We start from the raw sequence: 15284 nt of genomic DNA on the forward strand, positions 1-15284 counted from the left end.
GAATAGTTATACAGAAGGGGGTAAGGTGGCCCGCCTGCGCTGAAGCTGCGGCGAGGTCTAAGAGCCAGTAACTCGCTACGCCCTAACTGGCTCTAAGAGAGGTTTATATATGAAAGAGAAATTGAACAGGCAATCAGAGATAGCCAAGATAATCAAAAAACATCAGGTGTTTACCCAGGATGGATTGCTAAAGCATCTCAAGCATGCCGGTATCCGGGTGACCCAGGCCACGCTGTCCCGGGATATTGCTGAGATGGGGATTGTCCAGGTGCCGGGTTTAGCCGGACGTTATTACCAGATGCCCTCGGCGGTCAATGTCCCGGTGGCGCCGGCTGAACTCATCCGGCGGTTCGGCAGTTACGTGGCGACTATTAAACATTCGGGCAATCTGATTGTGGTCACGACCCTGCCGGGCGAGGCCTCAGGCGCGGCCCGGTTGGTGGATGAGCTGAATTTCAAAGAGATACTCGGCACGATTGCCGGAGATGATACCGTTTTAATCGTGGCGGATGGTAATAAATCCGTGTCTAAAATAATGTCAGTGTTGAAGGTAAAATGAATATGATTAATAACCATGTTAAGTTAGCCATAATCGGAGCCGGGAATATCGGCTTGTCCATTGCCAAGGGGTTGGTGGCCTCGAAACATCTTTCGGCCGGCCAGATTATCCTGACCCGGCGGAAAACCGGTCCGCTGGATTCATTCGCCCAAAAGGGCTATGTGGTCATGTCCGATAACCAGGAGGCGGTCAAGCGGTCCGGGATTATCATTATCGCGGTCCGGCCCCAGGAGATTAACGGGATACTGCGCCAGATAGCGCCCAAACTGGCGGCCCACAAGCATCTCCTGATTTCGGTGGTTTCGGGCGTGGCAATCAGCCAGATTGCCGGCCAGATTAATAAAAAGGTGGCGGTTGTCCGGGCCATGCCCAATATCGCCGCGGCTATCAGGGAGTCAATGACCTGTATCTGTGGGGATGACCAGTCCGCGGTTAAGCGGGCCGCGGAGGTTTTCGGGCTGGTCGGCGAGACGGTGATTATAGACGAAGGCCAGATGATTCCGGCCACGGCGCTGTGCGCCTGCGGGATTGCTTTTTTTCTCAGGGCCATCAGGGCGGCCTCGCAGGGCGGGATTGAAATCGGGTTCCATCCCGAGGAATCCATCAGGATGTCAGCCCAGACCGCCAAGGGCGCAGCCGCGTTGCTGCTTAATTCGGAATATCATCCGGAAATGGAGATTGACCGGGTGACTACCCCGAGAGGGTGTACCATTGCCGGATTGAACCAGATGGAGCATAGCGGATTCAGTTCCGCCATGATAAAAGGGATTCTGACCTCGTCGGAAAAGGCCGAGGATTTGTATAATAATTCTGACGGCGCCCGTAAGCGCCCTTAGGGGCGAGATGATATCCGGAAACTGCCGGGCAATAAACAACAGCAAGATATTAAAAACATTAACCCCGACAAATGCTGTCGGGATAAGAGACAGTAAGTCGCTTCGCTCCTAACTGTCTCTAAAAGGAGAGTAAGAGAATGAAAGAACGAATTGTTATGGCCTACTCTGGTGGCTTGGATACCTCGGTGGCTATCAAGTGGCTCCAGGAGAAATACCATGCCGAGGTGATAACCGTAATCGTGGATGTCGGCCAGGGCGGCGACCTGGAGGCGGTCCGGAAAAAGGCGCTGACAATCGGGGCGGTCAAGTCCATCCTGATTGACGCCAAAGAGGAGTTTGTGGCCAAATACATTCTGCCGGCTATCAAGGCCAATGCGGCTTATGAGGATAGTTATCTCTTAGCCACGGCTCTGGGCCGGCCCTTGATTGCCCAACTGCTGGTCAAGGTGGCGGCTCAGGAAAACGCTACGGCTGTGGCGCACGGCTGCACCGGCAAGGGCAATGACCAGGTCAGGTTCGATGTGGCGGTCAAGGTGCTCAATCCGAAACTGAAGATTATCGCGCCGGCCCGGGAATGGGATTTCACCCGGCCTTCGGCTATTGAATACGCCCGGGCCAACGGGATTCCGCTGGACGGGATTATCAAGACCAAGATTTACAGCATTGACGAGAATCTCTGGGGCCGGAGCATTGAATGCGGCGTGCTGGAAGACGCCTGGTTCGAGCCGCCGGAGGATGCCTTTGATATGACTACATCGCCGTCGGCCGCGCCGGATATGCCGACCTACCTGACTATAGATTTTGAAAAGGGCGTTCCGGTCGGATTGGATGGCCAGAAGATTGAGCCGCTGGCGCTGATTAATTCGCTCAACATCATTGCCGGGGCTAACAGCGTCGGACGGATGGACCATATCGAGAACCGGCTGGTGGGCATAAAATCACGGGAGGTCTATGAATGCCCGGCCGGGACGGTCCTGCACATGGCGCATCAGGCCATGGAGTCGATGACCCTGACCCGGGACATGGCTCATTTCAAGAAGCTGATAGAGCAGAAATATTCGGAGCTGGTTTATTACGGGCTGTGGTTTTCGCCGCTCAGGGAGGCGCTGGACGCCTTTGTGGAAACCACCCAGCAGACCGTGACCGGCAAGGTCCGGATGAAACTATATAAAGGCACCTGCACGGCAGTTGGCCGGCAGTCGCCGTTCTCTTTGTATAACGTGAAACTGGCCACCTATGAGGCCGGGGATACCTTTAACCACAAAGCGGCTGAAGGTTTTATCCATCTCTGGGGCCTGGACCTGCAGACCTATGGCAAGGTCATCCGGAAGGCCAGCCAACCGGCGCCTGAGGCCGCGGTAACGGCCGAGGTTAATTGCCCGGTAACTGCGATTGATACCTGCTATACGGGGTAATTTATCGTATGGAGTTTCAAAGTCCCCTCTATCAAGAGGGGATTTAGGGGTGTGTCGGTTAGTAATTAACACACCCCCTGCCCCCTCTTTTTAGAGGGGAGTAAAAGGAATATGACAAAGACATTGTGGTATAAGAGTAAAAAAGGATTGACCAGCGGCCTGATAGATGGTTTTCAACAGTCATTCTCAGTGGATAAGCGGCTGACTGATGAGGATATTGCCGGCAGTATCGCCTATGCCCAGGCGCTCAAGCAGGCCAAGGTGTTGTCAGGCAAGGAAACTATGACTATCAAGAAGAACCTGTTAAAGATGAAGAAGCAATTTGCTGTTCGCAACGGCGCCAAGGCAGAGGATGTTCACACGGCTGTGGAAATGGAATTAACCAAGCTGTCCGGTAAGATGGCCGGGAAGATTCATACCGGCCGGAGTCGGAACGAGCAGGTGGTAGCGGACGAGCGGCTGTATCTCAAAAAGGCCGTGGCCGGGATTCAGGCGGAGATTCATAATCTGCAGCAGGAGATTGTCAGCCAGGCCCAAACACATATCAAGGTGATAATGCCCGGCTATACCCATCTCCAGCAGGCCCAGCCGATTTTGTTCAGTTACTACCTGATGAGTTGGTTCTTTGCCCTGGAGCGGGATAAGAACCGGCTGAGCGATTGCGCCCGGCGGATTGACGTGTCTCCGTATGGTTCCGGCGCCCTGTCCGGCAATTCCTATAAGATTGACCGGCGCAAGCTGGCTAAGCAATTGGGTTTTGGCGGTGTTTCTGATAATGCCCTGGACGCCATCAGTGACCGGGATTTTATCATCGAGTGTCTGTCCGGATGCGCCATTCTGATGATGCATTTGAGCCGGGTGTGCGAGGATTTGGTTATCTGGTCCACCGGCGAATTTGGGTTTGTCCGGATGGCCGAAGGCATTGCCACCTCAAGTTCTCTGATGCCCCAAAAGCATAATCCGGATGCGCTGGAACTTATCAGGGGCAAGACCGGCCGGGTCTATGGAAACCTGTTCAATATCCTGACCGTGATGAAAGGACTGCCCGGCGGATATAACAAGGATATGCAGGAAGACAAGGCGCCGATGTTTGACAGTGTGGACACGGTCCAAGAATGCCTGAAGATTCTGGCGCTGGCAATCAAGACCATGAAGATATTCCCGGACCGGATGAGCCGGGCGATAAACAGCCGGATTTTAGCCACTGATATTGCCGATTATCTGGTCAAAAAGGGCGTGCCGTTCAGGTCCAGCCACCATATTGTCAGCAAGCTGGTGCGCTACGCCATAGCCAAACAGCAGCCGGTCGAGTCGCTGAAGATAAATGAGTTCAGGCGTTTTTCTAAATTATTTGATAAAAGCGTTTATAAATTGTTTGATATAAAGAAATCGATTGAATCGAAAAACACCCTGGGCGGAACCGCTACGCCGATGGTGAAGCAGCAGATAAAAATAGCGCGGAAGTTATTAGAGCCAGTTTGAGTTTAGCGAATTACTGGCTCTTATCCCGCCATAGGCGGAGTTGAAGTAAATAATAGTTACCCGGACAGCGAAACTGCAGAAAACACTTGACGGGGCAGATTTTTAGTCTATCGTATGTAATTTCAAATATGAAATTCCAACAGCACTTAACCTTGCGTGTTAAGCGCTGGACTGTGTTAGGCAACCGTGCTAATACGACCCAGCACTTTGCGAAGCATAGTGCTGCCCGAAGGGAGTTGCCGAGCTAAGCGAGGCCTAACTGGTTATACCCGTTTCCATTTCATTTGCCGCATTAATCAGGTAGGGGAAGTGACAGGAGAATTTATGTTGAAAGTCGGGGTGGTCGGCGCGACCGGTTACGCCGGGCGCGAATTGATAAAGATTTTGCTGAGGCATCCCAAGGTCAAGATAACCTCAGTCAGCGCCAGCGGCAACAAAATCGAACCTATCTCGGATGTATTCCCGGTATTCAGGAATCATCTGGATTTGATATGCGGCGAGTCGGACCCGAAGGCAATAGGCCGGGTAGCTGATTTTATATTTCTGGCCCTGCCGCATCGGGTTTCCATGAGCTTTGCGCCGCAGTTCCTGGAGTTGAATAAGAAGGTGGTGGATTTAAGCGCTGATTATCGCCTGAAGGATGAATCGTTGTATGAAACCTGGTATGGCGTAAAGCATTCCAGCCCCCGGCTGCTGGCCGCGGGTGTTTACGGTCTGTCGGAATTGTACCGGAAAGACATTGCTAAGGCCAGGCTGGTAGCCAACCCCGGTTGTTATCCCACCTCGGCCATTCTCGGGTGCGCGCCGCTGCTTAAGAAAGATTTGGTTGAAGCAGACCGGATTATCATTGACGCCAAGTCAGGAGTGACCGGCGCCGGCCGGGTGCCGGCCAGGCCGTTGCAGTTTTCCGAGGTGAATGAAAACCTCAAGGCCTATAAAATAAACCAGCACCAGCATATGCCGGAAATAAATCAGGAGCTGTCCCGGCTGGCTAAATCAAAGATTGAGGTAACTTTTGTGCCGCATCTGGTTCCGATGAACCAGGGTATGCTGTCAACGATATATTTTAATCTCAAGAAGGAATTGGTTGCGAAAGATTTAATAACGCTATACCGGAATTATTATAAGGATGAACCGTTTATCCGGGTTTTGGATGAGGATGTTTTTCCCGAAACCGGGCATGTCCTGAATACCAATTTTTGCGATATCGGAATAAAGGTCACCGGCCGGAAAGCGTTCGTAGTAACCGCCATTGATAATCTCTGGAAAGGCGCGGCGGCCCAGGCGGTCCAGAATATGAATATTATGGAGGGTTTTGACGAGAAAGCGGGTTTATTATAGATGAGAAAAATATCAGGTTCCGTAACCGCGCCTAAAGGGTTCCTGGCCGCCGGCATCAAGAGCGGCATCAAGGAGAATAAGCTTGATTTAGGATTAATCTTCAGCAAAGTGCCGGCGCTGGCTGCCGGGGTTTTTACCCGTAATGAGATAAAGGCGGCGCCGGTAGAAATCTGCCGGGAATATCTGAAAGACGGCCGGGCCCATGCCGTTATTGTTAATAGCGGCAATGCCAATTGTCTCAGTGGACAGAAGGGATTCAATCAGGCCGTTGACATTACCAGGCATTTATCAGCCCGGCTGGGGATTCGGACCGAGGATGTGCTGATAGCATCTACCGGCGTTATCGGCAAGCCGTTCCCGGCTGATAAAATAATCGCCGCCATACCGGAGTTGGTGAATAAACTGAGCCGGTCCGGCGATATTACCGTGGCCAAAGCTATCATGACGACTGATTTGGTTCTTAAGAAGGTTGCCGTGAGTATAAAGATCGGCGGCTGTAATGTGAAAATCGGCGGCATCGCCAAGGGCTCCGGAATGATACATCCAGACATGGCCACGATGTTGTGTTTCCTGACCACCGACGCTTCTATTGAGTCCGGCGCGTTGAGCCAAGCCCTGCGCGATGCGGTTGACGAATCCTTTAATGCCATAACAGTTGACGGCGATATGAGCACCAATGACTCCGTATTGATTTTGGCGAATTCTCTGGCCGGTAACCCCCGGATAAAGACGGGCACCGGGCATTACCGAATATTCTATGATGCGTTGAAATATGTTGCCTCCTATCTGGCGAAAGAGATAGCCAAGGATGGCGAAGGCGCCAGTAAATTCGTTGAGGTGGCGGTAACCGGCGCTAAGAATAAATCTGATGCCCAAAAGATAGCTGATCGGATTGCTAATTCGAGTTTGGTCAAGACAGCCATTGCCGGTGAAGACCCGAATGTCGGCCGGATTGCCTCTGCCGCCGGCGCCGCCGGGGTAAGATTTGATGCGGCCAGGTTAGAAATCTATCTGAGCGGGCTGAAGATAATGGGCCAGGGGAAAATATATGACCAAGCCCGGGCGCGGGCCAGGAGATTGCTGCAGAATAACGCGATTAAAATAACCGTCAATCTTAATATGGGAAAAGCCACCGCGACCAAATGGACCTGTGATTTGACCGAAGGATACATAAAAATAAATGCAGCATATAATTAAAAAGGCCGAGGTTTTGATAGAAGCCATACCATACATCAGGAAATTCCGGCATAGCGTTACCGTGGTCAAGCTGGGCGGCAGCCTGGAAGACAACGGCCGGGCCATTACCGAAATCCTCAAGGACATTATATTCTTAAGCTCGGTCGGAATTAAGGTGGTCCTGATTCATGGCGGCGGACGGCGCATTAGCGCCCGGATGGCGCAGGCCGGCTTGCAGCCTGAATTCGTGGACGGTCTGAGGGTGACCAATCGAGCCGTTATCAAGATTGTCAAGAAGACGCTGTATGAAAGGAACCTGGAATTAACCCGGCAGATCAAGCGTTTGGGCTGGAAGGCCAGGTCGCTCTGCGGCAAAAGAAACGAGATAATCTGGGCTGATAAACTGAAGCCTCAGGGTAAGGATATCGGTTTTGTCGGCGAGGTGTCATCGGTGCATACCAGACCGATTGTCAAGGCGTTTAATATCGGTGAGATACCGGTATTGACCCCTTTGGGTTTTGGCAACGACGGCCAGACCTATAATATCAACGCCGACCAGGCCGCTTGCGATATTGCCGCCTCATTAAAAGCTGAAAAGTTCGTTTTGATTACCGATATCAAGGGGATTCTTAGGAACAAGTCGGACGAGTCGACCATTATTCCCACCCTGACCATAAAAAAGGCGCAGGCCTTAATAAGGAAAGGTGTTATTAACAGCGGGATGATTCCCAAAGTGAAGTCAATTATCAGCGCCTTAAGGCACGGCGTCAAGAAGACGCATATTATTGACGGCAGATTAGCCCATGCCATTCTGCTGGAGATTTTCACCGATAAAGGCATTGGAACGGAGATAGTAAAATGAGTTTAACCGAAGATGTGGCAAAATTGTATCAGCAATATGTCATGCCGACTTACACCAAAACGCAAACGGTCCTGGTCCGGGGCAAGGGCATCAAGGCGTATGACATAGAAGGAAAGGAATTCCTCGATTTCTTCCCCGGCTGGGCCGTATCCGGCATCGGTCATTGCCATCCCAAAGTGGTTTCGGCTATCAGGGAACAGGCGAAGAAAATGATTCACGTATCCAATAACTTTTATAATGAATTGCAGGCGCGCCTGGCCAAGAAAATAGCCGAACATTCGTTTGACGGCAAGGTATTTTTCTGCAACAGCGGGGCCGAGGCGGTTGAAGGCGCTATGAAACTGGCCCGCCGGTTTGGGTATCCGTCCCGATATGAAATAATCACCATGGAGAATTCCTTCCACGGACGGACGCTGGCGGCCATTACCGCGACGGCGCAGCCGAAATACCAGGAAGGTTTCGCGCCGCTGCCGGCCGGTTTCAGTTACGCTCTTTTTAACGATTTGGAGGCGGTTAAGGCCAAGATAACGGAAAAAACCGTGGCCATAATGCTGGAGCCGATTCAGGGAGAAGGCGGCGTTAATGTGGCCGCGCCGGATTTTTTAACCGGCCTGAGAAAGATATGCGATGAGAAAAAGATACTCCTGATATTTGACGAGATTCAAACCGGCATGGGCCGAACCGGCCGGATGTTCTGTTACCAGCATTATGATGTCGTGCCGGATATTATGACATTGTCAAAAACACTGGGCGGCGGATTCCCGATCGGCGCGTTTATCGCCCGGCGTGCGATTGCCGATACCTTGCAGCCGGGGATGCATGCCTCGACCTTTGGCGGCGGGCCGCTGGCCTGCGCGGCCAGCCTGGCAGTATTTGAAGCGATTGAGAATGGTGACTTGGCCGCCAAAGCGGAGAAAAGAGGCCGCTACCTGCGCAAGAAACTCCTCCAGCTAAAGAAGGATTTCAGTTTTATCAAGGCCGTCAGGGGAAAAGGGCTGATGCAGGGGCTGGAACTTGAAGTGGAAGGCGCGCCGATAGTCAACAAATGCCTGGAGCGGGGATTGCTTATAAATTGCACCCATAAAACAGTTTTAAGGCTGATGCCGCCAATGACCGTAAAGAATAAAGAAATTGATACAGCCATCGCTATTTTACAGGATGCGCTTAAATAAGAAAGACTAAAAATGAAGACAGCTCTGCTTAATGCGTTGGTTAACGACCGGACCGCGCATCCGGAACGGATGGCTGCGACTGTCGGACGGATAAAGGAGGTTTTGGATATCACCTGTCCGGCCAAGGCTCGGATGATATCTGACCATTATTTGAAGGCCGTATCCAAGGATAGTAATGGGAACGGACTGGTGCACCTGTCTCCGGCCGGAATCACCAAACTGGTTAATGCGTTGCTTAAAGAATTGTTATCGACTCAGGTAAGGAAGACTATATCGCTTCTGAACGATTCTGATGTTTCCACAGATGAGGCAGTGGCTATGCACGAGAGATTCAAGATACCGGTTTCGCGGCTGGAAAAGGATTTGGTGTTTGTTCGGGCCCAGGGCCCATGGCTCTATGACACGCTGGGCAACAAGTATCTGGATATGGACAGCAACTACAGCGCGACGAATCTCGGCAATGAGAACAAGGAAATCGCGCTCGGGCTCTTCAACCAGGCCAGCCAGCTGATTGGCACCAAGGAAGACCGGGTCCATATCCCGCGGACCCGATTCCTGAACGTGATTCATCCGATGATGCCCAAGGGCCTGACCCAGTTTTACTGGCAGAATTCAGGCGGCGAGGCGGTGGACAAGTCGCTCAAGATTGCCAAGGCCTATACCAAGCAGAAAGGCGTGATTGCATTAAAGAACGGATTCCACGGCCGGACCCACGGCGCGGTGGCCGTGACATATAATCCGGCCTATCGGACGCCGTTCATGCTGGATAAAGAGGATTGGGTCCATTTTGTAGAGGCGAATGATTCAGCAGCAGTGGAGAAACTATTCAAGCAGGGTAAGGCCCGGATTATTATTATGGAGTTAATCCAGAGCGAAGAAGCCGGCATCAGGCCGCTCAAGCCGGAATTCGTCAAGAAGGTCCGGCAACTCTGCGATAAATATAACGGCGTGATGATAAGCGACGAGGTCCAGACCGGATTCGGCCGGTGCGCCACCAAGCCGGGCGAGTGGTGGGCGTCCCAGACCTACGGCGTGGTGCCGGACATTATGGCCATCGGCAAGTCATTCGGCGGCGGGTATCCGGTGACGGCGGTGGTGACCAATCAGCATATCAGCGATGCCATGAAACCCGGTTATGACGGTTCGACCTTTGGCGGCAATCCCATGGCCATGGTCGCGGCCTATATCGCCACCCGGCAGATGCGGGAAAAGGATATTACTTCCAATGTTGTGGCCCGGTCAAGGCAGTTGAAAGATGGGCTGAAGAAACTCAAGAAACAGTTCCCCAAACTAATCGGTGAAATCCGCGGCCTGGGGCTGATGATTGGTTTTGAACTGCCTGACAAAGAGGCGGTCTGTAAAATGCAGGAATTGCTTAAAGAATACCAGATACACTCGTCGCTGTCCACGGATAATGCGATAAGGTTATTGCCGCCATTGATTATCTCAAAGTCGGAAGTGGCCTTTACCCTAAAAGGCATTGGACAAGCGCTGGCTCAGCTTTAATTAAAGCGACTATGCCTTTTTCTCTTCCGGCGCTGGTGTTGCGGCTGCTACCGGTGCGACGACTGGCGTTGCTGCTGGTTTGGCCGGTGCAGTAGCTGCCGGCGCGGCGGATGGGGCTTCTTTCTTGCCTTCTTCTTCTTTTTTGGCCGGGAGTTTCCGGCCGGTCATAGCCCGGACCTTGCGCTGGGCCCTTCTCAAACTCTTATGCAGGGTTCTGGCCTCGGCTAGTTTTGATTTGTCGGTATTCTTGTCGGCTTCCTGGACCTTGGTTTTGAGTACCTTTACCTTGGCTTGAAGTTCTTCTACTTTTACCATCTTATTTTCCTCTCCATTTCTGATTTTATGCTTGACTTTTTATGTTTAATCTGGTAGTATTTATAATAATTCAATAAGATTGTCCATAAAATAGGTAAATATCATTTTCAGGGAAACTTTATAGAAGTAAGGGTGTTTATGACATTACCTAAACCAACAATCTGTTTAATAGGAGGATAAAATGAAGATAAAGCATTATATCGCGTTCTGCTTGATAATGTTTTTAGCGTTCAATGTTATAAATCTTGAAGTATCAGGCGCGGGCGGCAGGCCGGCCCCGGCGCCCCGGCCAGCGGCTCCCAAGCCAGCGCCGGCTCCCAAGCCATATAACCCGCCTCAAAAACCGCCCAGCAGCAATAATCCTGGCACGGGCGGTTCAACCGGCTCCGGCTCTTCCTCAGGCACCGCAGCCGATGCGCCAGAAATATTAGAGCTCAACTGGCAGGCCGATACGCTTTCGTCCGCAATCAACACCGCTTCCCATGAGAAAAAGGTTGTGTTTGTGTATTTCTATTTTAACAAAGACAAGGAAGATTTTCCGGCTAACTACGACGCCAAACTGCAAAAGTTATCAAGCGAAAAATATATATTTGCCAAGATATTAGTGGTTACTGACAAAGACAAAAATGGTCGGGTGTTTATCAGCGATGGGAATGCCTCATTTTTCGAGAAGCACAAACTGGCCCATTCAGCCATTGGAGTAGCGTTCGACCCTTACGGCAACCTGATGGACAAACTCGCTCCTCCGATGTCGGCGCCTAAAATCGTCCCCTTTATGGAGAATGCCGAGAAAAAATATGAATCTATCCTGACTGATTTGGACAACCGGTATGAACGGGCTGACAAGATGTTTTCGGAACTGGAATCAACTCCGGAAAAGGATAAGGAATTAAGGAAGGGCAAACTTATTCCTGAAGCAACTAAAACCCTGTTGAGCATAGTTAACAGTATTTATGAAGGGTATCAGTCCGTAGAAAAGGCGAATACCAAGCTGGGCGAGTTAAATGAAGATGGCCGGGCCGAATACCTGAAGTTAATGAAAGAATATGCTTTGCTGGACAAGGAATTGCGCGACCCTAAGTCCGTTACGCCTGAGATGGAGAAACTGATGAAGATATATAAGGGTTTGCCGGTGGAACAGGAAATCAAAGATGCCATGAAAGATGTAAAAGAAAAGAACATTCCGGAAAAAGCGGTAAAGGAGCTGGAAAAACCTGCTGCGCCGCCGGCATCCAAGGATGAATCGGAAGATGACCATCAGGGGCACGGTGAGACTACGCCTCCTGAAGAGCAGCATGGCCCGGATAACAAGTAAGTCACCGTTGGTTAGTCGGTGTTTTTGATTCTTTTTAGGAATGCCTGATAATCCCGCGGCGTGTCTATTCCGTAAAATGCCTTATCAATCAGTGCCACCTTTATTTTGAATCCGTTCTCCAGCGCGCGTAGTTGTTCCAGCCTCAGTTCTTTCTCCGACTTGGTCTGGGGTAGCTTAACGAATCTTAACAGCGCATCTTTTTTGTATCCGTAAATCCCGATATGTCGGTATAATGGCGAATGGCGAGTGGCGAGTGGCGAGTGGTGAATAACTCTCATAAACCCGACCGCCAGGTTATTTTGGGCCACCCGCACCTTTACCTTATTCATGTCAGGCATATCTTTCTTGTCTAACCGCGCGGCCAGGGTGGCGATATCCACATCCTTATTACGCTGCAGGATGGCAATGACTTTGTCCACTGCCTTGGGGTCTATTTGCGGCTCATCTGCCTGGACATTGATGACATATTGGTAGGGCAGATGCCGGGCCACTTGGGCAATCCGCTCGGTCCCGCAGGTGTGATACCTTGAGGTCATGCGCGCCTCGGCCTTGAATTCCTTGCCTGCCTTAAAGACCCGCTTGTCATCGGTGGCAATAATTATCCGGTCAACTAATTTACATTTTAATGTTTGTTCGTAGGTGTGCTGCATCAGGTATTTACCGCTGGTTTTTAGAAGGACCTTGGCCGGCAGGCGGGTTGAGCCGTACCGGGCCGGAATAACCACTAATGTTCTGCATTCTGTATGCCGCATCCTGTATCCTTACTTTATCTGTTTTAATAAATTTACTATTTCCGCATCATCCGGATTTAATGCCAAGTATTTCTCCAATATCTCTGTAGCCTTTGGCAAGTCTTTCAACTTGTAATAGGTAATACCCAGATTTTTGTAATAAGCCGCATTATTCGGCTTGAGCGCCACCGCCCGCTCAAAATCACTAATCGCTTCATTATACCGTTTCTGATTGTTGTAGGCAAATCCTCGGTTGTTATAGGCGTCAGCCATTTTGTTATCCATTGACAGTGCTTTGGACAGGTCCTCAATAGCCTCATTATATTTCTTGGTGTTGACATAAACCAGGCCTCGGTCATAATAGGCCTTGGCGCTGGCCGATGACTTAATCACGAAAGACAGGTCTTCGAGCGCCTCATCATAGTCTTTTCTCTGGGCATATACCAGCCCGCGGTGATGATAAGCATCCAGGTATTGGGGTACCAGTTGGATGGCCTTATCAAGGAATCTTAATGCTTCGTCAAAGTCCTTGAGATTGAAATAAACCGCGCCCAGATTGAAATAGGTGCCCGGGCAGTCCTCCTCGAATCGGGCCGCCTTAATCAGGTCATCCAGTGCTTCGTTGAACCGGCCTTCTTTGAGATATGTCACGCCCCGGCTCTTGTAGGCCTCGTGGAAACTGTCGTATAGCTTCAGGCAGGCCGTAAAGTCCAGTATAGCCAGCTTATTATTATTGCGGTTGAGATTATCCACCCCGCGGTTGTAGAGGATTAGCCCGACAAACTGCTTCTTGGTCAGGACATGGAAACTGATGATGTCAGGCGTGCTGTAGTTCTGAATCTTGTTGCCGATAAGTTTCTTAATCTGTTTGACGTATTCCTCGTCTTTTATTTCGGCGCCGAATGCCGTGGCTTCAATATTCCGGTATTCCTTGCCCTGGTAATGGCGTAGGAAGACGTGCTGGGGAATGATGACCGCAGTCAAGGGCAGGTCCATCCGCTCGGCAATAGACCAGTAGAGCGTGCTCAGGCCCAGGCAGTTGCCGCTCATCGTGTCCAGCACCTTGCTGAGCATGAACTTATCGCGTTCGGATTCGGACAGGAACGATGGTATGCCGGTTAGGACCGATTCGGCCTTTATCTTCTTTTCCTTGAAGAATTGGTTTATCTCGGCAATGATTTGGGCCGGGTCGTTTGACCCCTTGGTTTTCATCCGGTTGCTGATTTCGCTGGCGATTTCATCCACCCGCTCCATATAGGTCTTAACATCCACCTTGGGATATATGGTTTTGGAAAAGACAAAGGCGGATTCAGCCAGGTTGATATTGTTGTCCGGCAGGTAGGGTGATTCCAGTTTCTCTATAACCTCCGCTTCTGTGGGTTCAAAAGCCCAGAGATAACCCGGTGAAAACAAGAGAATAATAGAGGCGATGCATAAAAATGATCTCATGCCAAAGAACTTTACTATATAAAAAGATGTTTAGCAAGAAAAAGAACAACAGGATTAAGCGGATTGATCGGATTAACCAGTTTACTTCGTTAAATCCCGTTGTTAATATTTCCACAAAATATTGACTGATGAGTTAATAGTTAATAGAAATTTAGCACCACTTGGCAAGATAGTTAATCAACCTTGTATTTATCTGTGTCAATCTGTGGCTGTATTTATTATGAGAACAGCATTATTATTCCCTGGTCAGGGCGCCCAGGTGGTCGGCATGGGCAAAAAACTATACGAACAGGAACCAAAGGCCAAGGAACTTTATGCTAAGGCAAACCAGATTCTTGGTTTTGACCTGGCCAAAATCTGCTTTGAAGGTCCGCAGGAGGATCTTAACAAGACCAATATCTGCCAGCCGGCCATACTGGTTACCAGCTTGGTGGCTTTTTACGTGATGCAGGAAAAAGGACAGTTGCCGGACTGGTCTGCCTCAGCCGGCCTGAGTCTGGGCGAATACACGGCACTGGTGGCAGCCGGGGCGCTGTCGTTTGACGATGCGGTTCGGCTGGTGGAACGCCGCGGCGCCTTTATGCAACAGGACTGCGACAAAACCAAGAGCACCATGGCGTCAGTTCTGGGCCTGGACCGTGAGAAGATTCAGGGCGTCTGCACGGCCGTAGGCGGGATTGTTGGAGTGGCTAATATCAATAGTGTTGACCAGATAGTGATTTCCGGTGAACTTAATGCAGTCCAGATGGCCAGCGCTAAACTTACCGAAGCCGGCGCCAAACGGGTCATTCCGCTCAAGGTGGCCGGTGCATTCCATTCGCCCCTGATGAAACCGGCCCAGGATAAACTTAAAACAGAATTAGCTAATGTCAATATCAAACAGCCGGTCAAGGATGTCATCTCCAATGTCACAGCTGATTATGTCAAGAGTCCGGATCAAATCAGGGACAACCTCAGCCGTCAGGTGGCTAGTCCGGTGCTCTGGGCGGACAGCATGCAGAAACTGGTTGCGGATGGCTATGATAACTTTTACGAAATCGGGCCGGGTAAGGTCCTGAGCGGTCTGATTAAGAAAGTCAGCGATAAAGTAACCGTGGCCAATTACGAAGTCCTGTAAGGAAAGGC

At 50.7% G+C, this 15284-nt stretch carries 14 protein-coding genes; 11 read left to right on the plus strand and 3 right to left on the minus strand.

Translation table 11 applies throughout. The features are described 5' to 3' along the window. Positions 1 to 109: 109 nt before the first annotated feature. The 9 genes from argR (at position 110) to HZA49_06310 (ending at position 10349) form a co-directional block, all read left to right on the plus strand. A complete protein-coding gene (gene argR, locus HZA49_06270; GenBank protein ID MBI5779044.1) occupies positions 110 to 559 on the plus strand; it encodes an arginine repressor in 450 nt (149 codons plus the stop codon). A gap of 2 nt (positions 560 to 561) precedes the next feature. Next, on the plus strand, positions 562 to 1395 hold the full coding sequence (gene proC, locus HZA49_06275) for a pyrroline-5-carboxylate reductase (protein MBI5779045.1): 834 nt from the start codon (positions 562 to 564) through the stop codon (positions 1393 to 1395). A gap of 137 nt (positions 1396 to 1532) precedes the next feature. Next, on the plus strand, positions 1533 to 2810 hold the full coding sequence (locus HZA49_06280) for an argininosuccinate synthase (protein ID MBI5779046.1): 1278 nt from the start codon (positions 1533 to 1535) through the stop codon (positions 2808 to 2810). A 111-nt stretch (positions 2811 to 2921) separates the two neighbouring features. After that, positions 2922 to 4292, plus strand: a complete 1371-nt coding sequence (gene argH / locus HZA49_06285; GenBank protein MBI5779047.1) for an argininosuccinate lyase — start codon at positions 2922 to 2924, stop codon at positions 4290 to 4292. A gap of 324 nt (positions 4293 to 4616) precedes the next feature. After that, positions 4617 to 5633 (plus strand): N-acetyl-gamma-glutamyl-phosphate reductase, encoded by a 1017-nt coding sequence (locus HZA49_06290; GenBank protein ID MBI5779048.1) that lies wholly within the window; start codon positions 4617 to 4619, stop codon positions 5631 to 5633. Then, entirely contained in the window at positions 5634 to 6830 is a 1197-nt protein-coding gene (argJ, locus tag HZA49_06295) for a bifunctional glutamate N-acetyltransferase/amino-acid acetyltransferase ArgJ (GenBank protein MBI5779049.1), read from the plus strand. It begins immediately after the preceding gene. Continuing rightward, the gene (argB, locus tag HZA49_06300) at positions 6814 to 7671 is read left to right on the plus strand and encodes an acetylglutamate kinase (GenBank protein ID MBI5779050.1); all 858 of its coding nucleotides are present in this window, start codon (positions 6814 to 6816) and stop codon (positions 7669 to 7671) included. The genes argJ and argB overlap by 17 nt, the downstream gene beginning before the upstream one ends. Then, positions 7668 to 8843 carry an aspartate aminotransferase family protein gene (locus HZA49_06305; protein ID MBI5779051.1) on the plus strand — a complete coding sequence of 392 codons (1176 nt, stop codon included), beginning with the start codon at positions 7668 to 7670 and terminating at the stop codon, positions 8841 to 8843. The genes argB and HZA49_06305 overlap by 4 nt, the downstream gene beginning before the upstream one ends. A 12-nt stretch (positions 8844 to 8855) precedes the next feature. Beyond that, on the plus strand, positions 8856 to 10349 hold the full coding sequence (locus HZA49_06310) for an aspartate aminotransferase family protein (GenBank protein ID MBI5779052.1): 1494 nt from the start codon (positions 8856 to 8858) through the stop codon (positions 10347 to 10349). 9 nt (positions 10350 to 10358) lie between these two features. On the opposite strand, the gene HZA49_06315 is transcribed toward HZA49_06310, so the two are convergent. Continuing rightward, complete coding sequence (locus tag HZA49_06315) at positions 10359 to 10664, minus strand: hypothetical protein (protein MBI5779053.1); 306 nt, start codon at positions 10662 to 10664, stop codon at positions 10359 to 10361. A 181-nt stretch (positions 10665 to 10845) separates the two neighbouring features. On the opposite strand from HZA49_06315, the gene HZA49_06320 reads away from it, so the two are divergent. Next, a complete protein-coding gene (locus HZA49_06320; protein MBI5779054.1) occupies positions 10846 to 11979 on the plus strand; it encodes a hypothetical protein in 1134 nt (377 codons plus the stop codon). An 11-nt stretch (positions 11980 to 11990) separates the two neighbouring features. Here the strand turns inward: HZA49_06320 and kdsB are convergent, their stop codons facing one another. Both kdsB and HZA49_06330 read right to left on the minus strand, forming a co-directional pair. After that, entirely contained in the window at positions 11991 to 12731 is a 741-nt protein-coding gene (gene kdsB / locus HZA49_06325; protein ID MBI5779055.1) for a 3-deoxy-manno-octulosonate cytidylyltransferase, read from the minus strand. A 9-nt stretch (positions 12732 to 12740) separates the two neighbouring features. Next, positions 12741 to 14159, minus strand: a complete 1419-nt coding sequence (locus HZA49_06330) for a tetratricopeptide repeat protein (protein ID MBI5779056.1) — start codon at positions 14157 to 14159, stop codon at positions 12741 to 12743. Positions 14160 to 14379: 220 nt separating this feature from the next. Here HZA49_06330 and fabD point away from each other — a divergent pair, with 220 nt between their 5' ends. Beyond that, positions 14380 to 15276 carry an ACP S-malonyltransferase gene (gene fabD, locus HZA49_06335; protein MBI5779057.1) on the plus strand — a complete coding sequence of 299 codons (897 nt, stop codon included), beginning with the start codon at positions 14380 to 14382 and terminating at the stop codon, positions 15274 to 15276. The last annotated feature ends 8 nt before the right edge of the window (positions 15277 to 15284 follow it).

Source organism: Planctomycetota bacterium (genome assembly GCA_016235865.1).
In the GTDB taxonomy this organism is placed as follows: domain Bacteria; phylum Planctomycetota; class MHYJ01; order JACQXL01; family JACQXL01; genus JACRIK01.